Source organism: Mesorhizobium sp. M0894 (genome assembly GCF_040319725.1).
GTDB lineage: Bacteria > Pseudomonadota > Alphaproteobacteria > Rhizobiales > Rhizobiaceae > Mesorhizobium.
The window spans coordinates 37,045-58,305 of record NZ_JAMYOG010000013.1 but is presented as its reverse complement, the minus strand read 5'-3'; the positions used below and the strand labels follow the sequence as shown (position 1 = coordinate 58,305).

Below are 21,261 nucleotides of genomic sequence, written 5' to 3'. Positions count from 1 at the left end.
TGATCAGCATTCATTTTTTGTACCGGAGGCGAAATCAATGTTGTCTACCAAGGATAGAACCGATACCTGCAGCGATCAAATTCGCGCTTTCCTGGCGTCGAATTTCTATATAGCCGATCCAGAGAGCCTGGAGAGCGACACCTCGCTTCTCGACCAAGGCATCGTGGACTCGACGGGGGTGCTCGAGGTTATCGGCTTCATCGAGGAGACCTTCGGCATCACGGTCGAAGACAGCGAGCTGCTGCCCGAGAATCTCGATTCCATCGAGGGAATTGCGCAATATGTCATGCGCAAGAGAAACTGATTTGCCGACATCTCGCGCAACTCTGTTTCAAGTCCCCGACCGTTTCCGGTTGCGACAGCGCGTCTAGGCCTGTCGCGACGGCGGTGCTTACGCCTGCGCCTTCGTATGCCCCACAACCACCCTGCCCTCGCCGGCCTGGTTGGTGACTGCCCGGATACTCTCATAAGCCTTGGAACGCTCGAGCAAACTCATGACCTGCCGGTCCTGGCCAAGCCCAACCTCGAAAAGCAGGATGCCTCCGCGCCGCAAATAACGCGGCGCGTCCTTGAGCACTCGCATATGGATGCTCAGACCGTAGGGTCCGGCTGCGAACGCTTCACGCGGCTCGAGCTCGACCAAATGCGAACGATCGCCCTCGAGCCGTTTTTCCGAAATATAGGGCGGGTTGCAAACGATCACGTCGATCGTGCCGTCAAGCTCCAAGCCGGAGAAGGCGCCGAACAAGTCGCCCTGAAGCACCGTTACCCGCTCCTCCATATCAAGATGGGTGACGTTGCGGCGCGCGACCTCCACGCATCCGTCGGTAAGATCGCTTGCCCACACGCGCGCGGTGGGAGCGTGGTGCGCGATGGCGCACGCCAGATTGCCCGCCCCACAGCACATGTCGACAACGCGAGGCACCGGCAAGTTCAGTTGGCTCAGAACATCGAGAGCGGCGTTGCCGAGCAGTTCCGTTTCCGGCCGAGGAACAAGCGCACCGGGCGAGACCAGCAGCTGCAATCCCATGAAGGTGCTGCGGCCCCTGCCGTAGGCGTCGGCAACATTGATCTCTTCGCTCACGACACTCGCCTCCCCGTTTTAGCCGGCGTTGGTGGCCGACAATTGCGTTCCGATGAAGTGTATCTCAAAACCGTTTAACTCTCGATCGACAAAATCAAAACCCATCCGTCCCCAGACGCTTCGACGCCTTGATGCTACAAAGATGACCATAAGCTTCTGCGCTGTGTCATGATTAGGAATATCTCCTTACCAGACCCGGTTATCCCCAGCCTGGCGAGCCAGTTGCCGAATTCTCAGCCTGGCGTCACGATTTTGCTACATTTTAATCAAAGAAGGCACATATGTAAGCAATTCGTAATGTTCCAGCAGCGAAGGGCGGAGCTGCTGCTTCCCGGAAGGTTAAAGTTTGTCCCTCATCGAAAGAACCGACGAGATTGCGCGGCAATTTCGCGTCAAAGAGCGCATATCATGAAGTCAACCAAAGGGCGCTCGCTCGATCTACGATCCGCGATGTTCGGCTGTGTGCACGGCCTCGTTGGCGTAGGCGTTTTCTCCGCATTGATAAATATCCTCGCCTTGACCGGCTCCGTCTACATGCTCCAGGTCTACGATCGCGTGCTGCCTTCGCAGAGCGTGCCGACTCTTGTCGGATTTACAGTCGGGATGCTGGGACTTTACGCGGCCTACGGGCTCCTCGATTTCGTGAGGCTTCGCCTGTTGGTCCGCATCGGCAGCCGCCTGCATAGAAATCTGCAGCAAAAGGCGTTCGCAGCCTCGCTTTCCCTGCCCCTCGTTGCCGGGCCGGATGCGAACCGGGTACATCCGCTTCGTGATCTGGACCAGCTACGTGGCTTTCTTTCCGGACTGGGGCCGACAGTCTTATTCGACGCTCCCTGGATACCATTTTATATGGTGGTCATCTATCTGCTGCACCCTGCGCTTGGCGTGCTGGCAACGCTCGGCGCATGCGCCGTTGTGCTTTTGACGGTGGCTGCGGAGATCATCGGCCGCAAACCTGCGGCTCGTGCGTCTGAAACACTCGTTGCGCAGCGGCTTCTGGCCGATTCCGGCCGCCGCAACGCAGAGGTTGTTCAGGCTATGGGCCTGTCCGCCCCGCTTAGCCGGCGCTGGAGCGAGGTCAGTCATCTTTATCTGAAGAACCAGGAACGGCTCTCCGACGTCGTTGGCGCAGCGAGCTCACTGTCGAAGACGCTCCGAATGGCCTTGCAATCATGCGTGCTGGGGCTTGGTGCCTACCTCGTGATCGGGGGCGAGGCCTCGCCGGGTGTGATCATAGCGTCGTCCATATTGCTGGGCCGCTCACTGGCGCCGGTCGATGTGGCGATCGCAAATTGGAGAGGGTTTCTGGCAACCCGCAAAAGCTATTCCGAGCTGGCGGCAGCGCTGGATGCTTTTGATAGCCAGCAAGAGCCAATGGAACTGCCACGCCCAAAGGCGGAGCTTGCGGTCGAGGAATTGACGGTCGCGCCACCAAGTCTGCAGAAGCCAACAATCTTCAATGTAAGCTTCCGCTTGGCGAGGGGCGCAGGGTTGGCGGTCGTCGGCCCGAGCGGCTCCGGCAAGACCACGCTCGTGCGCGCTTTGGTCGGGGCATGGAAGCCGCTTCGAGGAACGGTAAGATTGGACGGCGCCTCGCTCGATCAGTGGAATTCAGAGCTGCTCGGCATTCATATTGGCTACCTGCCGCAGGACGTTGAGCTGTTCGACGGCACGATCGCCGACAACATTTCAAGGTTCGGCGGCAAAAGCGACGCAAGGGGCGTGTTGGCAGCTGCCAAAGCTGCGGGCGTGGACAAGATGATCATGCGTCTTCCGCAGGGTTTTCAAACACGCATCGGAGAAGGCGGCGCAGCCCTGTCGGCTGGGCAGAGGCAGCTCGTCGGACTTGCCAGGGCACTTTACGGTGATCCATTCCTCGTCGTTCTTGACGAACCAAATTCCAATCTGGATGCAGACGGCGATGCTGCTTTGGCCGGCGCGATCCTGGCAGTGCGTCAGCGCGGCGGTATCGTGATCGTCGTTGCGCATCGCCCCTCCGCTCTCGTCAACATCGATCAGGTACTCGTCCTGTCGAACGGGATGCTCCATTCGTTCGGTTCGCGCGAAGACGTTCTGGCAAATGTGATCCGGCCCTTCCCGCGTCCGGACAAGCCAAACATTGTGGTTCCGCTGCAGCACGGTGCAAGCGGGCATGCGTGAGGTATTGCTTAGTGTCTAACGTGACCATGTCGTCATATGCTGCGGTCGCTGGCGAAGGCCAGCCGACCGGGGCGAAGCCAGAGCCGGATGGCATTCGAGCCAATTTACCCTGGGGCAATCTGCTCCGGAGCCTGGCAGAACATTCTCGTTCCGCTGCACAGAGGTGCAGCCGGGCATATGTGAGGTATCGCTCTACTGTTACCGTGTCGCCATACGCCGCGCCCGGTGGCGAAAGCCGTTCGTTGGAAACGAAGCCGGATCCGGATGGCATCCGGGCCAATCTGCTCTTGGGCTTGGCAACCAGCTTGCTGTTGATCTTTGGCGGAGGGCTGTGGTTGGGATTGACCAAGATTGCCGGCGCGGTGATTGCGCCTGCAACTGTGGTGGTCGAAAGCAACATAAAAAAAGTCCAGCATCAAACCGGCGGCACCATCGGCGGAATCTTCGCGCAGGACGGCGATCACGTGAAGGCCGGCGACGTGTTGGTCAGGCTGGACAACACATTGACCCGAGCAAACCTGCAGATAATCACCGAGGACCTCAATCGAGCCACCATTCGTCTGGCCCGGCTGGAAGCCGAGCGCCAGGGTCTGCCGGAAATGCAGATCCCGCCTGGCCTTCGGGTTCAAATGGGTGACCCGCAAGTGGCGGCGCTTGTCAGCGGCGAACGTGCCTTGTTCGAAAGCCGTGCTGCGGCGCTGGCTGGCCAGAAGGCACAATTGCAAAGCCGCGCGAAGCAGCTGGAACGTCAGATCGATGGCCTCAAATCGCAGCAGTCTGCGACGGATGAGTCTCTGGATCTGCTGACCAAGAACCTTGCTGACGTCGAATCTCTCTACGCAAAGAAGTTGGTCTCCAAGGAGAGGTTGAGCACTGTCAGCCTGGAGAAGACCCGGACTCGCGGCGAATCGGGACGCCTTGTCGCAGCGATAGCGGAGGTACAAGCTCACATCAGTGAAACGGACCTGCAGGTGCTTCAGCTCGACGAACAAATGCGGAGCGACGTGACCAACGAACTTCGCGAAACGGAAGCCAAGCAGACCGAACTCAGTGAGCGCAAGGTGGTGGCCGAAGACGAGCTCGGCAGGACAGACATTCGCGCCCCGCAATCAGGCACGGTACAAGAATCCTCGGTCCACACCGTCGGAGGCGTGATTGGCGCCGGAGAGGTGCTCATGATGATTGTGCCCGATTCCGACAACCTTGTCGTAGACGCTTCCATTCCTCCGTCGCGCATTGATGAGATCCATCCCGGACAGCAGGTGTCGATCCGCTTTCCGGCGTTCGACGCCGGCACTACACCGGCTTGCGAAGGCTCGGTCAACCGCGTCTCCGCAGATCTGATCAAGGATCAGCAACGTCAGCTTTCCTATTTTTCGGCGCGCATCGATGTCGAGAACGAAGCGACCTGCCTGACAGGAGAGAAAATCCTCAAACCGGGCATGCCCGCCGAAGTCCATATAAGAACCGACGAGCGCAGTGTCTGGTCCTACTTGATGAAACCTCTTACCGACCAATTTTCCAGAGCTTTCAGGCAGTAAGCGGCTGCCAACCCAGTGGCGGCCGCTTGGCTCGAGGCGCAGCCGATCTATCGGATCGCCGCGCTCTCGAGAGCGCTGCTGAACCTTACCTCGATCGTGTCTCCCGGCATGACCTCGGTGTCTTCTTGGGCCGGCTGTTTCCGCCATTCTTCGCCGACCCTGCGAACGATCGTGACCTCGGCTTGGATCGTCTCACCGGCAACCGGCAACGGCAGGGCGGCAGCTCCCGTGGGCTGCAACTTCTGGCTGGCGGCGCGAAGTCTTGCATTGATGTCGGCAAGACGCACATTGGTATCTTTCAACTCAGTCAGCAGACCTATCCTTCTTTGGTTGTCATTGCGTTCGTGCTGTCTGGCAAAATCAGCCTGCTGACGTCGTGCTCTCATAAGTTCAACCGACGTTTCGAGTGCCCGGCTGGAAGAGAGTACCAAAGCGCGCCGGACGTCGGCGAGCCGGTTATTGGTGAGATTTCCGGACTCAAACGCTTTCCTTACGCGCGCCAGCTCGTCTTCGTCCGCCTTCACGCCATCCGCTTCGGCCTGCTCGCGTTTGAGCAAGGTCTCGGTTTGTGCAGCGGCATCCTTGCCACTTTTATCGAGAAAGCTCTGCTCTTGCTGGAAGTTGTCCAACGAGAGCTTCAGCCCTTCTGCTTCGGCCTGGGCGATCGCCGATGCAAAAACTGCCGGCAAGGGCGATCCTTGTGGTGGCTGCATGTCGAAGCTCGATTTGCCCTGAAGTTCGGCGCGAATGCGGGCGCTGTGATAGTAGTCTCTCGTGTATTCCCCCCAAAGCGATTCGTAATCGCGCCGCAGATCCACCGGATCGGGGCCAACCTGGTTTGCCCGGGACCGCAAAAGGCTGAAACCACCTGACACGGCAATCGCCTGCCGCACGGTCATCAGCGGCCGGTAGGCCTGCTGTCCGGGAGTGAGCACATCCCCTGTCACATAGATCGGCCGATATTCTGCGACCACGGCGGTCACGTCTGTCGGCTTGATGACGATCATTTGCTCCCGCCCGTCAGGCAGACGATGGTGGAATATCTTGGTTGGCAGGATCGTCTGCATGCGTGTTTGCAGTTCGGCCGGGCTTAGGCCGCCCACCGAAACCATCCCGACTTCGGGAAGCGCGATCGTGCCGTCCATCTGGACCACGGCACGTTGCGTTCGCTCCGGGATGGAGGCAATTCCTATCTCGACGGTGTCGCCGGCGGAAAGTCGATAGGCGACCTGCGCTTCCGCTGCAGCGGCCGTATCCATGGCAGCCAGCATGCCGAGCACGACAAGAAGGATTCGGTTAACAAGGACCATTGGTGACAATCTCCTTCTGGTTCGAATCCAGCGACAACTGCGGAGCCAATCCACCCAGGCGAAAGCTCATGTCATGTAACCCATCTCATGGCGCACCCGGCCTTCGCTGAGGCGTCCCTGCCACCATCCGATGGTCCGCTCCAACCCTTCGCGCAGGCTGGTCTGGGCGCGCCATCCAGTCTTGCTTTCGAGGAGCGAAGAATCAGCCAGCAAGGCACGCACCTCTGAATTCTGCGGCCGCAGGCGGCGCTCGTCGCGGTGAATTGGTTTCTTGCAGCCACTCAACTCGACCACCAGATCCAATATGTCCGAGATCGTCACGGCGCGCTGGCTTCCGGCATTGTAGGCATGGCCAAATTCGAGCTCGGCCGAACCTGCGGTCAAAAACGCCGCCGCAGTGTCTTCCACGAAAGTAAGATCGCGGATCGGGCTGGTGTCTCCCACCATGATCGCCGAGCATTTCTTGTCGAGAGCCTGACGTATGATGGTCGGTACGATGGCCCGCTCGCTCTGGCGTGGGCCATACGTATTGAAGGGCCGCATGATGACCACGGGGACGTCGAACGATCTGGCGTACGACTCCGCCATCATGTCCGCACCGATCTTGGATGCCGAATATGGTGACTGTCCCTGCAACGGGTGTGATTCGCTGATGGGCATTGTCAGCGCGGTGCCATAAACCTCGCTTGTCGAGGTGTGCACCACCCGCTCCGTCTCCCATTGCCGCGCCGCTTCGAGGACGTTGACCGTGCCCAGGATGTTGGTTTCTACATAGGACTGGGCCGCGGCATACGAATATGGGATCGCGATCAGTGCGGCGAGATGAAACACCACCGCCTGGCCACGCACGATCCGGTTAAGGAACGCGCTGTCACGAACATCACCGCGGATGAGGTTCAGCTGGCTTCGAATGGTGTCCGGCAAATCGTCCAGCCAGCCGTGGCTGTCGAACGAATTGTAGAGAGCCAGCGCAGTGACGTCCGCGCCGCTACGGACGAGTGCTTCGGTGAGATGCGACCCGATGAACCCATCGGCACCGGTAACCAGAACTTTCCTGCCCTTGTATGCCATGACCCAAGCGTTCCCCCTATGACGTGAGGCACTGACTTTGCAAATCCACGAGAGCGCGGGTATTCCACCTGCTCTCACGTTCCGATCGGCGGCGGCGAAACGACGCCAAGCACCGCCAGCAAGCCGCGCACCATCCAGACGACATCAGAGACGATCGTGCGCTGCGGATAATAGGAAAGGTCGAGCCTGGCCTTGGCAGGAAACAGAACCTGGCGGTAGAACAATAGCGGGTCCACGGATCGCGGATAAAAATGCGCTTCATTCCGGAAGAGAACCTGGGCCGGACCCAACAAGCCTGGCTTGTATTGTAAAATGTCCTCAAAGCCTCCACGAAAACAATCGGCAAAGGCAAGGCTCTCCGGGCGTGGACCGATGATTGCCATCTCGCCTCTGAAGACATTCCATAGCTGCGGCAGCTCGTCGAATTTGGTGGCGGCGAGGAACCGCCCGATTGGCGTCATGCGGCTGTCATCGGCCATGGTCAGCGCCAGGCCACCGGGATCGCATCGCACTCTGAATTTGCGGAATTTGTACATGCGGAATGGGCGAGCACCGGCCCCGACGCGGGTCTGCGTAAAGAAGATTGGCCGACCGCCTTCCAGCAGCAGCGCCAGGGCAATCAGCAGCATCAGCGGAGCGAAGACGATCGCCGCGGCTGCAGCAATGACGAGATCGATTGCTCGTCTCACAGCCCCATGGGCGGCGCTCGAGACGTTAGGCCGGTGAATGGCTAGGTCCAGGGCATTCATGCGGCTGTTCCTGTCTGAGCGCAGTTATTGACCGCCGCGGCAAGAGCGACCACTACCGTTTCGACCAAAGGTGCGGTGATCTGCGGATGCAGCGGTACAGTGAGTTCGCGCTGGGCGAAATCTTCCGTGCGCGGTAAATGAGTACCGGGAATGAGCTCACGATAGAGCGTCATCTGGTGCACCGGCGGGTAGTGGATAGTGGTTTGTATCCCTTGCGCGCGCAGTGCGTCGATGACGTCTTGCCTGTCGGCGTAACGCGGCAAAAGGATAGGCATGATGTGGTAGGCCGACGTCCGCGGCTCGTGGAACGGGATGGTCACGGCCGGGCAATGCTTCGCGATGAGACGGCGATACAGCATCACCAGGATACGCCTGATCTCATTCCACTCCTGCAGATTTTGCAGCTGGACCAATCCGATCGCAGCCCGCAATTCATCCATGCGATAATTGAATCCGAGCATGGTGACATCATACTGCGGGGTGCGGCTGTTCAGCCTTTGACGTGTCCCGGTGGTCATCCCATGTCCACGCGCCTGGCGGATCGTCTCGAGCAGACCGGCATCCCTCGCAATCACCGCCCCGCCTTCCGCCGTGGTCATGTTCTTGTTGCCGTAGAAGCTGAAGGCGGCCGCGGCACCAAATGTCCCCACCTCCTTCAGGCCGGGCGCATGCGCCGCGTCCTCGACGATATGCAGCCCACGGGCACGGGCGAACTTCTGCCATTGTTCCCGATCGGCGAGGTAGCCGGCGAAATGGACGAGAATGACTGCCTTGGTGCGGGCCGTGCATTTCGCTTCGGCTTCCGCGATGGACATCAGCGGCACATCGACCGACTCGATGTCGACGAAAACGGGGGTCGCACCAACATAGAGGACCGCATTTGCGGTCGCCACGAAAGTCAAGGATGGGACCAGCACCTCGTCGCCCGGGCCGATACCAAGTGCGTGCAAAATGAGATGAAGCGCTGCGGTACAAGAACTGACCGCGACGCAATCCTCCGCACCATGCACGTCGGCAAAGGCTTGTTCGAAGGCCCGTACCTGCTCCCCCATGGTCAGCCAGCCGCTGTCGATGACCTTGGTCAAAGCAGTCTTCTCCGGCACACCCAAGATCGGGGCACTGACCAAGAGCATCACAACCTCCTAGACTGATAACTGTGGGAACCGCGCTGGTGACTTCATCATGCAGCCGTCGCAGTGACCTCGATCGAGGCCGACTGGTCTTCCCAGGAAATGGTCTGTGCGTTCTGAAAGTCGTCGACGCGCCCGATATCGAGCCAGAGACCTTCATGCTTGTACACGTGCACGGTTGTGCCGTTCTGCATCATCTGGAGCATCAGGTCGTCGAACCCAAAGGGTATGCCGGACGGGATGAACTGCAGAACGTCTGGATTCATGCAGTAAATCCCCATGCTGACCAGATGCGACAGCGTCGGTTTCTCGCGAAAGGTCTGCACGGTATTGTCGACTTCGTCGATGACGCCGAAATCCATCTTGATCAGGCGACAGGCTGTTGCGATCGTCACTGGATCGGTGTGCTTACGGTGCGCTGCTACAAATCGACTGAGGCTTAGATCCGTAAGGACATCGCCATTGAGAACGATGAATGGCTCCGTCAGTTCGTCCCTGATCAAAGACAATGGCCCGATGGTGCCCAGCGGCTCCATCTCCTGCGTGTATCGAATTTTCAGGTTCCACTGCGAGCCATCTCCACACACGGTGCGGATCAAGTGGCCGAGATACCCGGTTGTAATATAGACTTCCTGAATACCGTTGCGTCGCAACCATTTCAGAAGCATCTCGAGAACCGGCCGTGCACCAATCGGCATGAGCGGCTTCGGCAAGATCGAAGTGAAGGGGCGGAGGCGTGTTCCCATTCCACCACATTGAATCACCGCTTTCATCCTGGTCCTCCTTGTTCATTCGGCCTGAACGCCATCGTCACGGGCCGGTTATCCTACCCTGGTCAGCACCCGGGAAACGCGTTCTTGTCCCCTCAGAAGAACCGGTGAGATTTCCCGTAGAAGACCGGTGAGATTTCCCCACCGATCCCTGATCCGGACATTGCATCTGGATGGTATGTGGCCGTCGGGGTGGATGTCGTCGTGCATTCGAATGGTAACAATTCAGCCGTTTTGCTGTTCTATACCTACAGACCTATGGCAGTGCTGAACGACCAGCCGGTCTGTCAGCTTTCCAAGAGGTCAGAACACATGTTCGACGACGTTCGGCGGGTTTCGCTCACAAGGGGCAAAAAAAGAGGAGCGTTTCCCGTCATTTAAGATTATATTAGAAATCTGGCGTTTGCGGCGTTGGGGTGCCGCGGCGTCGGCTGGATGAATCGACGAGTGAATGGCTACGACTTTCAGGCCCATCACCGTTCAATCCATTCAGATACGCGTTGGGGTAGTTCAATGTATCGAATCGTCATCGCCGACGATCACGGCTTGTATCGTCGTGGCTTGCGATTGGCACTGACCGCAGGCATTCCAGGTGTGGAGATATTTGAAGCGTCTTGTTTCGACGCGGTGCTCAGTTTGCTGGCAGAGCAATCGTTCGTGGATCTTGCGATCCTGGACCTGAATATGCCGGGCCTGTTCAATCAGGAGGTGCTCGGCGGGATCCTGTCCGCCTATCCGGACACGCGATTTGCGATCGTTTCCGGAAACGATTCACGCTCGGAAATACTCACGGCTCTTTCGATCGGGCTTCACGGCTACATCGTAAAGTCGCAGACGGACGAAGAGGTCGTTTTGGCTGTCAATGAAATCCTCTCCGGCCGCATCTATGTTCCTGCACTTCTGTCACGCCCGGGTGCAACGCAAACAACCCACGCGCATACACACTCCGAGAAAGGCCCACAGCGACGTACCACAGGCCTCAACCTTGGCAGGCTGACCTCGAGGCAAAAGGAAGTCCTCAAGCTGATGGCGGAAGGCTATTCAAACAAGGAAATTGCTCGCGACCTGGAAATCGCAGAGGCGACCACGAAAATCCACGCTGCTGCGGTCCTGCGTGAGTTGGGGGTACGCAATCGGACAGAAGCTGCGGTTATGCTGAAGACATGGCTTTCGAGACATGCCAGCTAAGGCGCCGCGCGTCCTTTTGGACATGCAAACGGCGCCCAAGCTTTCATGCATATACTGCATATACCGAAACTGCGCTGCGGCCTTTGGCCAACGACATCCCTGGAAAAGAACCTAAGCGCATCTCCAAGGCCATTCAGCGCGACGCGTCTTTTAGGTATCTGCTTTTCGATCGGAGCACTGCACTAGGATCCGATTTCCTTGCGTGACAGCCGCAGCGAATACCGCAACCCGTGGTCAGTTATTTCCAGTTTGGGAGAGTGACCGACAAGCGGCGCTCCATCTACTCCGATTATCATGGAACCGAAGCCATGACGGACTACGCTCGAGGTCCGCCGCCGTCCCGATTCCACCCACTCGAACACGATCTCACTGCCTGTGTCTTCAGGTGCAAATGTCCAGCTTACTTCGATCCGGCCTTTTGGATCGCCTAGCGCTCCATATTTCATGGAATTGGTGGCAAGCTCGTGGACGATCATTGCAAAACTCTCGGCGGCGCCTCCCGACATCACCACGGAAGGACCGCTGACCGATATGGCGCGTGTTCCCATATATGGTTGCAACTCTTGAGCAACGAGATCGTTTAGCGCCCCCGATACGCTGCCGTTGCGTGAAAGAAGCAGATGGGTTGCCTCGAGCGCGCGTATCCGGTCGATCAGCATTTCCTTGTATTTGGCAACATTGTTTCCAGGAACATCGACCATTTTCACGAGCGCCGTGATCACCGCGAAAACGTTGCCGAACCTGTGGCGTTGTTCGAGCATAATGCGCTCCCGCTTCTTTGCCGCGGCGCGCAGCAGCGTGGTTTGTCGTCTCTCGCTCAGGTCGGCAGCCACTCCAAGCCGCTGTCCTCCATCACCCTGTCTTTCCTCCCTTCCGCGCAGGGCAACCCAGCGGATATGCCCGTCCGGTCGGCGGACGCGTATCTCAACATCGTAATTCATGACCGATGATGCGGACTTTCTCGATGCCGCCAGCTTTGGCCAGTCCGCCGGATGAACGACAGCTGATAGTTCCTCCAAACTGCGGCTATTGGCTTGGGCCAAGCCGAGAACGTCCCAGAACGTGTCCGAGCCTGTGACTGTCCCGTCTTTAAGGTCGATCCGCCACGTGGCCAAGCGTCCAGCAGACAGAGCGAGGTCTAGCCATTCCTTCTGAGCCCGAAGCGCTTCGTGAACAGCTCGTCGTTCCGAAATATCGTCGACCACCACGAAGATGCTCTCCGAGAGTCCCCCCTCGGGCACGGACGAAGAAAGCGTTAGCCTGGCCCAGAATGCCGTACCGTCCTTTCTTAAAAGACGGACCTCCGAAACGAACGAAGCAATGTCGTTGCCTAGGCTCGCCAACAATTGCGCCAAGGTGTCCCGGTCGTTCGGGTGGGCGAGCGTATCGAGCTGCAATTGGGCAAGCTCCTCCTCCTTGTACCCGGTCATCTCACAAAGGCGTCTGTTGGATTGCAGCAACTCACCTTTCTCGTTGGTGTTCGCGAATCCCATGGCAGCACGTTCGAAGGCCCAACGATAGCGGCTTTCGGTCGCCTCGACGGCAGCGAGCCTGGCCTCCGCGACTTCCAGCAGCTCACGCAAGTCCTGCCGCAGGCGATGGAACGTCATGGCAATCACCCCACCCGAAACCAGAAGCAGGATTGCGCGTGCCCAATCGCCATTTGAAATCTGATCGTATCCTCGCGCCCAAAGGCCGACCGCCACCATCAGAATGGTCGCAGCGAGCGCAGGCACACGATCTTCGAGATAAGCGATAATAATAATAGCCGGAACAAATTCCAGAAAACTGGCGCCTTGCCCAATATAGGCTGACGATTTTATTTCAAATATCAGCGTGGCAGCTAGTACGGATGCAGAGGCAATATGAGTTAGCAATCTGCCCGACGGGTTCGAATTCGACCTGCGCGACTGCGAGCTCATGGACACAGACTACAACCTTCTGACTAGCCCGTCGAGACTAGAGCAAAAAACGTACAGCTTAGTACCACTGCCGGATTGCCATACCGCTATCATAGCGCGCATTTTATCGGATGCAGCAGGGGCTATGAGCTGCCTTAGAACTGTCAGATCATATTGAGTTTTCAAGGTGGTGATGAACACGTTATCCGTCAGCGCATAGAAGACTAGAATCCATCTAAACATAAAAGATTATCCGAAGCCCGAATACTTATTTTCGGGCCTGTGTGAAACTTTGGGTTAGGGGTAGAAAATGAATCTGATCGATAGACATGTTGATGCTTCTTCGGGCGGTAGGTACATTGCTACGAGGACCAAGTACGATTTTGACGCGCGGAATACGCGACCCTCTTCTGGTCACCTTCCCGATCGCGCATCGGATCCATTGGACGCAAGGCTCGGGGAACCAAAAGGCCGCAGTCTGGAATCCATAACCGGCGTGCTTGATCGCATTGGCTGTGGCTATCTCGTGCTGAATCGCGAAAGAAAAGTAGTCGAGTGGAACGCAGCCGCCCAAACCACGCTTGAGCGCCAGGGCGAAGCGGCTGACACGGCGAGCGGGCTTACGGCCGCCCTAAGGCGGCTGATCGCGAATGTTCCGGGCCAATTCCTGCCGGGCTCGTTATCCTGGGTGGTAATCCGCAGCAGGGGCGACCGGCCGGTGATACTGAACGAGAACGGAGTTATTGCTCCCGACGGAACGAGCATCGTGGCGTTGCTGGACCGGGACAACAGGTCGGGGCCAAATCCTCGCACGTTGCAAAGAATGTTTGGCTTGACGAGCGCAGAAACGCACCTCGCCTTGCGTTTGGCTCAGGGCGACGCACCTTTGGAGATCGCTCGCAGCTGGCGTCTCAGCCGCACCACGATCCGTTCCCAGCTTGCCTCGCTGTTCGCCAAGACCGAAACGAAACGCCAGGCGGAACTGGTGGCCCTTCTTGGGCGTATTTCGGTCCTGCCATAAGGGAAGGGCCCGCCACTTAAATGCAATCGCCGGACGCCGGCGTCCGTCCGGGATCCAGACGACGCAATTTGGAGTGTCATGATTTGGCAGGTCGCGCATCGCGTTGCGCGGTTCGTGGCACCGACGTTGCCTGAACTCCACCAGGTTCGATGCGCTGACGTAAATATCGGAAGCTGGAATCTCGGACCGGCAATTCGGTACTGTCGAACGGAATTCGAAAGGCAACAAGTTGGACAACGATCTATGCAGCGAGTCTGTCCTTGCCGCAGCGGAGAAGGTGGAAATCGCCCGATCGCGTTCGGATCAAGCGGTGAAGAGACTTGCACGGACAGGACCGATCGTCGTCACCGGCGCAGCAGGTTTCATTGGTTTTCACGTGGCCTCGCGGCTTTTGCGTCTGGGTGTCAAAGTCGTGGGCGTCGACAATTTCACACCCTATTACGATCTGCGGCTCAAGGAAGCGCGGTTTGCACACCTCTGTAGCGAGGCGGAGTTCACGCCGATACGAATGGATCTGGCGGATGCCGCCCGCGTTCAGTTGCTGTTTTCAAACGTTCGCCCCTCACACTTTGTCCATCTCGCGGCTCAGGCCGGCGTGCGTCATTCAATTGTTGACCCGCACGCCTACGTGCAATCGAACATAGTGGGGTTTCTAAACGTCCTTGAGGGCTGCCGGCATTACGGCGTCAGTCATCTCGTCTACGCCTCCTCGAGCTCCGTCTACGGCTTAAATCGAACCATACCGTTTTCCGAGCACCACGGCGCCGATCATCCCGTCAGCTTTTACGCCGCCACCAAGCGATCGAATGAATTCATGGCGCATTCATATAGCCATTTGTTCGACCTGCCCGTGACGGGGCTGCGCTTCTTTACCGTTTATGGCCCCTGGGGCAGGCCCGACATGGCGGTCTATTTGTTCACGCGCGCGATCATCGAGGGCAAGCCAATCGAAGTAGCCAATGCCGGCCGCGTCTGGCGAGACTTCACCTATGTCGACGATATCGCTGAGGGCGTGGTTCGAGCACTCGCTGCACCGCCGCGGCCCGATCCGAATTGGGACCCTTGCACCGCCGACCCTGCTACAAGTTCCGCGCCGTGTCGCGTCTACAATATCGGCAACGACCGGCCCGAGGAGATCAACCGGCTGATTTCGATCATCGAGACCGCCCTTGGCAGCCGGGCGCTTCGCGTGGATGTGCCGTTGCCGCCTGGCGACGTTCTGGAGACGCGCGCCGACGTCAGCGATCTCCGCAAGGCCGTCGGCTTCGCCCCGGCGACACCGCTTGAGGACGGAGTGCAACGCTTTGTCGAATGGTACCGGGGCTTTCATGGAACGGATGCCGCGGTCAGTATACGGCAACAAACGTCGGTGAATGATGAGGCCACGGTGTAGGCCGTGCCTTGTCGGGCAACGATCTGCCACTCGGCAAATTCGAGATTTCGCATTTTTTTCGGACAGAGAATAAAGCGAGTGTCGGCCCCAAAGCCGCCCCCGCCAGCCTCTATCCGACACAATCTTGGACTCGAAATTTCTGAACGCTGATGCCGTCGAGTATCGGGCGCGATAACATCAGATCAGCGCAGGAACCAATGAGGCGGCTGGCCTTCGACTGCGCGCGTTCTGAGCGACGCCAGCGCAAAGATCAGCCCAGGGATAATTTTCAGCCGTTTGCTGATATAAATCGACATCGCCACATTCCAAATCGCCAACGCAAGCGCGAGGCCCACTGCGGCGCCCGGCGCGCCGTAGAGCGCAATTCCTGCGGCACAGCCCATGATGCTGGCCGCGGCGCCGGCGATCATGGTTGCGGCTGCCGCCCATTCGTTTCCAGTCATCATCAAGAGGAGCATCTGGGGTCCGCATAGCGCGACAAAGACATATCCGAGAATGAGTATCCGCGCGACGGGTGCCGCTGTACTGAAATCTCCGCCGAACCAGCTCAACAGAGGTTCAATAATCGCAAGCATCGGGATGGCCATCGCTATGGCGCCGCCAGAGGAAAGTAGGGCGGCCCGTGAAAACAGCTGCTGCAGAGCCATCCGATCGCCTCGGGCATGAAGGGCGGCCGCTGTCGGCGCAAACATCGTCGAGACAGCGACCAGGGAAAGGCTCACAAGCAATGCGACGTTCAATCCCAAGGCGAAAATGCCCGCTTCGCGAATGTGATGCGTCCAGCCCAGCACCATGACCCCGGCCCGGCTGATGAAAACATCGAGCCCGGCCATGAGCATCATTGGCGGAACCGCGGACCACCATTCCCGCGACTCGTTGCCTGGCTGAACCTGCCGCAAGCCGGGCGGCTGAAATTTTGCCGCCATGATGAACACCAGGCCGACCGTGATGGCTGAACTTGCCAGCACCGCCTGCATCACCAGGGGTGCGTTGGGGGTCCATGATCCGGATAAGACCGCCATTCCCAGCAACGTCAACAATAGGCCGTCGCGCACGATGCGTTCCGGCAGGAGGGCCGAGACACCGCCGCCGAAAGCACGAACAAGTGTTGCGCCCAACGCGTAGGCGGTGACCAAAGGCACTGCTGCCATGCCTAGCAGCTGGCTGGTTTGAAGCTCCTTGTGAGAAGAATCCGAAAAGAAAAAGACCAAGGCGGCGCCAATGATGCCGAATAGTGTCGCTGCCGCCAGCGACCTTTGCAGAGCAAACCTGATTACCCCGTGTACTAGGTCAAGCCGCCCTTTGGCACTGTAGGCGGAGACGAAACGCAGCAAGGATACATGGAACCCAAGCGTTGCAAGATAGGCAAGCACCGAGGTCCAGGCCAGAACATAGGAGTAGATGCCATAGCTGGTGGAGCCAACGATGCGCGCAATCAATAACTGCGCCAAGCTGGTCAAGCCCGCACCCCCGATATAGACCAAAAGAGCGAAGATGCTGGCATAGCCGAGACCCCGGCCCGTGTCCTCCTTGTGCGGCAAAACCATATTTGTTGGAGCAACGGAGGCCGCAGGGAAGCGGGCGAGCTTCGGATCGCTGCAATCGTCGATGTCTCTTGCGCCGGCGGGCCCAGCTCCGGTCTGCGAACTCTTCGATATTATCTTCCGCTCGACAGACTGACTGCCGCGACGGTCGTTACGCGGAAGCCCGCATGTGACACTCATGATGTTCTCTCGAGCAAGAGATCTGCGCTGTCCCCAAACCGATAGCCAGCGTGTTTCTGTAGATTGACGTGCGTGAGAACGCTGCCTACGGGGACCTGAGCCGTCTCGTCCTCCGTCAGCAGCTGCAGAACACCGCGCGCGATGCTGCGACGCGTCCTGCCCCAGCGAACGGCGAACAGAACCGCGTCAGCCCAGCCCGTCAGTAGCCTGGCCTCAGGTCCTCCAAGTCCCAGCGGTCCATTTATAATGACGACGCTGTAGATTGAGCGCAGCTCATCTGTGACCAGGGATCCGTCGATCATGGACAGCTGCGGCAGCAGATCCTCTGATGGTGCCAGCGCCATGAAGTCGATTCCAATTTCAGGCATTCCCGTGACCGCGTCGTGCAGGGGACAACGGTCGTTCATATAGTCTCCAAAGGATTTATGCGGCCGGAGCGCGCCGAATTCGTTCAGGAACTCGTTCGTGAGGCGGGCCCCCGTGCTGTCAAGATCGAGAAAAAGCACTCGTCCCCCAAGTCGGGTAGCTGCCAACGCCAGGCTCCATGCAAGCTCGGTCTTGCCATCATGCCGGATACTGGACGTTACGAGGATGACGTGCGAAGCGCGGCCCCTCGCCTTGTTGAGTGTCACGGTGACGAGGAGGGAAGTGATGGCTCGGCTGTAGCTGGACTTTCGTTGGCCAAGAACCAGCTGCTGAAGTCGTTTCGCGTGTATTGTGGGCGCTTCCGGTATCAGCCCCAGGCATGGGACCCTGAGCGCGGCTTCAGCTTCGGCCTCGCCGCACAAGGTCTGATTGAGGCGGCTGCGGACCATCACGAAGATCCCGCCAATGAGACCAAACACGATCATGCCGGGCGGAATAAGGAAGATGGGCGGCAGGGTTTTTGGATTCGTCGGCGGCCACGCCGCTGAAAGGATCGAGACTCCGGGCAAGGGGGTTGCGATACGCTGCACCAGATCCTGTTGTTGCGTGAGTAGCTGGTTGTATCGCTGCGTCAAGATGCTGACCTGCGGCTCGAGCGCACGCAAGCCGGAAAGCCGGCCGGCTGTGTCGGCCACCACCGCATCAAGCACATTCTTGCGCCCCTCCAGAGCCGCAATCTGGGCACGGTAGATGTTCGCCTCCGCAGCAATGCGACCAGTGCCTTGTTCGATCTCGCGGTTGATTGCAGTACTCAGGCCCGCATCCGCATTGTCGTTGGCTTGGCGAGCCGCCATGTCGGCCAGTACCGGTGACCCGATCGCTTCGGCGAGCGCCGCGACCGATGCTCCTTCCTTTCGCAAAGCCTCGATGTGTTGAAGGCGAGATTCCGTTGCGGAGAGATCCGCCTTCGACAAAGATATCTGCTGGCTGAGCTCGGCTGTCTCCTTGGCAGCGTTGTCCGCCGCACCTTGATCGACCGCGCCATGGCTCAGCCGATACTTTTCCAGGCGGTCGGTTGCTTTCGCCAAGTCGCTTTGTACGACCGGTAGGCTAGCGACGATCGAGGCGAGTTCCAGTCTGTCTGACGTCCTGCGCTTCTGTGCGAGATCGTCGATGTATACTTGGACGAACGTATTGGCCACAAGGGCGGCTCGCGCCGGATCGTTGTCGGTGAAGCCGACCGTGATCACTCTTGATCGCAGTTCCTGTCCAACCCTCATGCCCTTCCGTAATGCCTTGAGTTCGTCTTCATCGCCGGCCGCCGGCTTGCCCTGCGGCCAAATGCTTTCCAGCAGACCGGCTGCGAAGGTGCGTATGTTCTGCAAGTCGCCGCCGGCCGGAGCGGGGCGTGAATTTCCGGTTGCGACATCCCCTTGCTCAGCAATGTTACCAACCTCCGTCTTGCGCAGGGCTGCCACCACGCGACGCAGATGCCCCTGCGAAGAGAGCATGGTTAAGTGGTCATCAATGCTCGCATCCAGCATCTCCTGCGCAGAATCTGCGCCTCCGGGAGCCGCATTCCTGCCAGGAGCATCGACAATCACCTGTGCGGTCGACTCGAACAGGACGGGACGCGCAAAACCCGCAAGCCCAGCCAACACACCGCCCAAAATCACCATTGCAAGCAGGAACCATTTTCTCCTCGCGACGGTAATAAGGAGTTGATGGAAGGGGGTCTGCGCGTCGATCTGTTCGCGCAGGAATGGCCTCATGCGCGGGTTGATCTCGCGCGTCGGCACGTGCATTTCAGTGGCGCGCGGAAGGTGAATGCGGCTGACTATGGAACCTTCCATCTTATACTCCTGTCAGTTCGAGCACTGTAGACATGCCCGTTGCCGGCCCTGGGGGCCGCCCGGCCTCGTTGCGCCAGGCCTGGAACATCAATGCGGGCCACAAATCGCGAGAATGGTCCTGTCTTCCGTCAAGGTGGTCGCGCCAGCACATCCCGACCTTCGCAAAGTCGAAGATCCCATCTCCGGAGAGGCGCATATCGGCGACCAGATCGCTGGCCCAGTCGCGCAACGGGCCTCTCAGCCAGACCGCTATGGGAACATCGAAACCCTGCTTCGGCCGGTCGATCAGCCGTTGCGGAAGATAGCGGCTCAGCAACTGACGAAGGATCCACTTGCCTTTGCCATTGCGAACCTTCGCATGTGCGGGCAGCCGCCAAGCGAATTCGACAACCCGATGGTCGAGAAGCGGGCACCGGCCCTCGAGGCTGTTGGCCATGCTGGCACGGTCCAACTTCACCAGTATATCGTCGGGCAGGTAGCCGGCCATGTCGTCGTACAAGAGACGGGACAGCAGGCCATCAAGCCGGGGTGACTCTTGAATTGATGTGAGCGGCTTGTGGAGTGTGAGGCTCTCGGTCGATACTCCGGTCAGCCGTTGATACAATTCGTCCTCATCTGCTGCGGCGAGCAGCCGAGCGAGGCGGTGCAGCCGATCGCTCCGCAGCGCGAGCCGTGCACTCGCCGAAAGCGGCAGCTTGCTGACGAGATCGTAGCGCGCCGCACGGGCCAGCAATTCGACCCCTGCAGCAAGCGTGTGACGCAGCGGCGACGGCAGCGCATGCTGTCGTTTCAACCGCGCCGCCATGAAGTGGCGGGCGTAACCGGCGAAGCATTCATCGCCACCGTCGCCTGACAGGGCCACGGTAACGTGCTGGCGGGCTAGCCGCGCCACGAGCAAAGTTGGTATCTGCGATTCGTCGGCGAACGGCTCGTCCCAGATCTGCGGCAATTCCGGAATGACCTCGCGCGCAGCGGCGGCCGAAAGGTGTAGTTCAGTATGATTGGTGCCCAGATGCCGCGCAACCTCCGCGGCGTGGGGAGCCTCATCAAACCCGCCTTCTCCGAAAGCAATCGTGAATGTGCGCACCGGCTTCGGCGACTGAGCCTGCATCAGCGCTACAACGGCGGAGCTGTCGATGCCACCAGACAGAAAGGCACCCAGCGGCACATCGGCTATCATGCGTTCCCGAACGGCAAGTCGCAGCAGGTCGTCGAGTTCATCGGTCAGTTCTTCGTCGGTGCCGGCGATTGGATTCAGTCGACCGTTCGCGGCGACTTCAGGCAGCGACCACCAGTGTCGGACGCGTTGCGAAAGGGATGCGGCACTGCGCGCCTCGGCAAAATCTGCCGCCGTCACAGACAGAACCGAGCCAGGAGGTAACTTGAATACGCCTTGCCAGATGCAACTGTTACCCGGCACCCATCCCTTCGAAAGCATCGTCGCGGCAGCGTCGAGATCAAGCTCCTGACAGAACCCTGGAAAACGATTGATCGCCTTCAACTCGGAGGCAAAAACAAGCGCATCGCGTGTTGCAGCAACATAGAGCGGCTTTTTGCCCATTCGGTCGCGGGCGAGATGGAGGGTCCTGGTCTTCAGATCCCACAATCCAAATGCGAACATGCCAGCGAGGCGCGTCAGTGCGGTGTCGAGACCCCAACTCTCGATTGCGCGCAGCATGACTTCGGTATCGCTGGCGCCACGGAACTGATGGCCAGCGCCTTCAAGTTCGCGGCGCAGATCGCGGAAATTGTAGATCTCGCCGTTGAACGTAATGGCATATCGGCCACTTGCCGAATGCATTGGTTGGCGTCCCGCCTCCGATAGATCGACGATAGCCAAACGCCTGTGGCCGAAGGCGATGCCGGCTTCACGGTTGACCCAGAAGCCTTCACCATCAGGCCCGCGATGACGAAGGCCCGTCGTCATCTGCCCTATGGCCGTGAGCGGCCTGGCACTGGCTGCATCGGGTGCAAGGAGAATTCCGGCAATCCCACACATG

16 protein-coding genes are annotated in these 21,261 nt (G+C 59.0%); 6 read left to right on the top strand and 10 right to left on the bottom strand.

What is annotated here, in order from left to right; all coding sequences use genetic code 11:
• The first annotated feature begins 37 nt into the window (after positions 1-37).
• Complete coding sequence (locus NKH91_RS22905; protein WP_023718550.1) at positions 38-304, top strand: acyl carrier protein; 267 nt, start codon at positions 38-40, stop codon at positions 302-304.
• An 87-nt stretch (positions 305-391) separates the two neighbouring features.
• On the opposite strand, the gene NKH91_RS22900 is transcribed toward NKH91_RS22905, so the two are convergent.
• Positions 392-1,084, bottom strand: a complete 693-nt coding sequence (locus NKH91_RS22900) for a N5-glutamine methyltransferase family protein (RefSeq protein ID WP_023718551.1) — start codon at positions 1,082-1,084, stop codon at positions 392-394.
• Between the two features lie 408 nt (positions 1,085-1,492).
• Here NKH91_RS22900 and NKH91_RS22895 point away from each other — a divergent pair, with 408 nt between their 5' ends.
• Together NKH91_RS22895 and NKH91_RS22890 are read left to right on the top strand one after the other, a co-directional pair.
• Positions 1,493-3,244, top strand: a complete 1,752-nt coding sequence (locus NKH91_RS22895; RefSeq protein ID WP_352844743.1) for a type I secretion system permease/ATPase — start codon at positions 1,493-1,495, stop codon at positions 3,242-3,244.
• 242 nt (positions 3,245-3,486) lie between these two features.
• Complete coding sequence (locus tag NKH91_RS22890) at positions 3,487-4,785, top strand: HlyD family type I secretion periplasmic adaptor subunit (protein WP_352589441.1); 1,299 nt, start codon at positions 3,487-3,489, stop codon at positions 4,783-4,785.
• Positions 4,786-4,832: 47 nt separating this feature from the next.
• Here NKH91_RS22890 and NKH91_RS22885 read toward each other — a convergent pair whose 3' ends face one another.
• The 5 genes from NKH91_RS22885 to NKH91_RS22865 all read right to left on the bottom strand — a co-directional run bounded on the left by NKH91_RS22885 (position 4,833) and on the right by NKH91_RS22865 (position 9,818).
• Positions 4,833-6,095 carry a polysaccharide biosynthesis/export family protein gene (locus NKH91_RS22885; RefSeq protein ID WP_023718554.1) on the bottom strand — a complete coding sequence of 421 codons (1,263 nt, stop codon included), beginning with the start codon at positions 6,093-6,095 and terminating at the stop codon, positions 4,833-4,835.
• Between the two features lie 66 nt (positions 6,096-6,161).
• Positions 6,162-7,166: an SDR family NAD(P)-dependent oxidoreductase gene (locus tag NKH91_RS22880; protein WP_023718555.1), complete on the bottom strand. Its 1,005-nt coding sequence runs from the start codon at positions 7,164-7,166 to the stop codon at positions 6,162-6,164.
• Between the two features lie 74 nt (positions 7,167-7,240).
• On the bottom strand, positions 7,241-7,915 hold the full coding sequence (locus tag NKH91_RS22875; protein ID WP_031193846.1) for a sugar transferase: 675 nt from the start codon (positions 7,913-7,915) through the stop codon (positions 7,241-7,243).
• A complete protein-coding gene (locus NKH91_RS22870) occupies positions 7,912-9,048 on the bottom strand; it encodes a DegT/DnrJ/EryC1/StrS family aminotransferase (protein ID WP_023718557.1) in 1,137 nt (378 codons plus the stop codon). The genes NKH91_RS22875 and NKH91_RS22870 overlap by 4 nt, the downstream gene beginning before the upstream one ends.
• A gap of 47 nt (positions 9,049-9,095) precedes the next feature.
• Positions 9,096-9,818: a nucleotidyltransferase family protein gene (locus NKH91_RS22865; protein ID WP_031193847.1), complete on the bottom strand. Its 723-nt coding sequence runs from the start codon at positions 9,816-9,818 to the stop codon at positions 9,096-9,098.
• A gap of 510 nt (positions 9,819-10,328) precedes the next feature.
• Between NKH91_RS22865 and NKH91_RS22860 the strand changes: the two genes are divergently transcribed.
• Positions 10,329-11,003, top strand: a complete 675-nt coding sequence (locus NKH91_RS22860) for a LuxR C-terminal-related transcriptional regulator (protein WP_352484593.1) — start codon at positions 10,329-10,331, stop codon at positions 11,001-11,003.
• Between the two features lie 182 nt (positions 11,004-11,185).
• Here NKH91_RS22860 and NKH91_RS22855 read toward each other — a convergent pair whose 3' ends face one another.
• Positions 11,186-12,925: a sensor histidine kinase gene (locus NKH91_RS22855; protein WP_352844745.1), complete on the bottom strand. Its 1,740-nt coding sequence runs from the start codon at positions 12,923-12,925 to the stop codon at positions 11,186-11,188.
• A 289-nt stretch (positions 12,926-13,214) separates the two neighbouring features.
• Here NKH91_RS22855 and NKH91_RS22850 point away from each other — a divergent pair, with 289 nt between their 5' ends.
• Entirely contained in the window at positions 13,215-13,925 is a 711-nt protein-coding gene (locus NKH91_RS22850; RefSeq protein WP_031193850.1) for a helix-turn-helix transcriptional regulator, read from the top strand.
• A gap of 310 nt (positions 13,926-14,235) precedes the next feature.
• The gene (locus tag NKH91_RS22845) at positions 14,236-15,318 is read left to right on the top strand and encodes an NAD-dependent epimerase (protein ID WP_352844879.1); all 1,083 of its coding nucleotides are present in this window, start codon (positions 14,236-14,238) and stop codon (positions 15,316-15,318) included.
• Positions 15,319-15,500: 182 nt separating this feature from the next.
• On the opposite strand, the gene NKH91_RS22840 is transcribed toward NKH91_RS22845, so the two are convergent.
• From NKH91_RS22840 to asnB, 3 genes are read right to left on the bottom strand one after another with little or no spacing between them, the layout of a single operon-like run.
• Positions 15,501-17,042: a lipopolysaccharide biosynthesis protein gene (locus tag NKH91_RS22840; protein ID WP_352844747.1), complete on the bottom strand. Its 1,542-nt coding sequence runs from the start codon at positions 17,040-17,042 to the stop codon at positions 15,501-15,503.
• Complete coding sequence (locus NKH91_RS22835) at positions 17,039-19,261, bottom strand: GumC family protein (RefSeq protein WP_352844748.1); 2,223 nt, start codon at positions 19,259-19,261, stop codon at positions 17,039-17,041. Before NKH91_RS22835 ends, NKH91_RS22840 begins: the two co-directional genes overlap by 4 nt.
• Before the next feature lies 1 nt (position 19,262).
• On the bottom strand, positions 19,263-21,260 hold the full coding sequence (gene asnB, locus NKH91_RS22830) for an asparagine synthase (glutamine-hydrolyzing) (RefSeq protein WP_352844881.1): 1,998 nt from the start codon (positions 21,258-21,260) through the stop codon (positions 19,263-19,265).
• Position 21,261 lies beyond the last annotated feature (1 nt).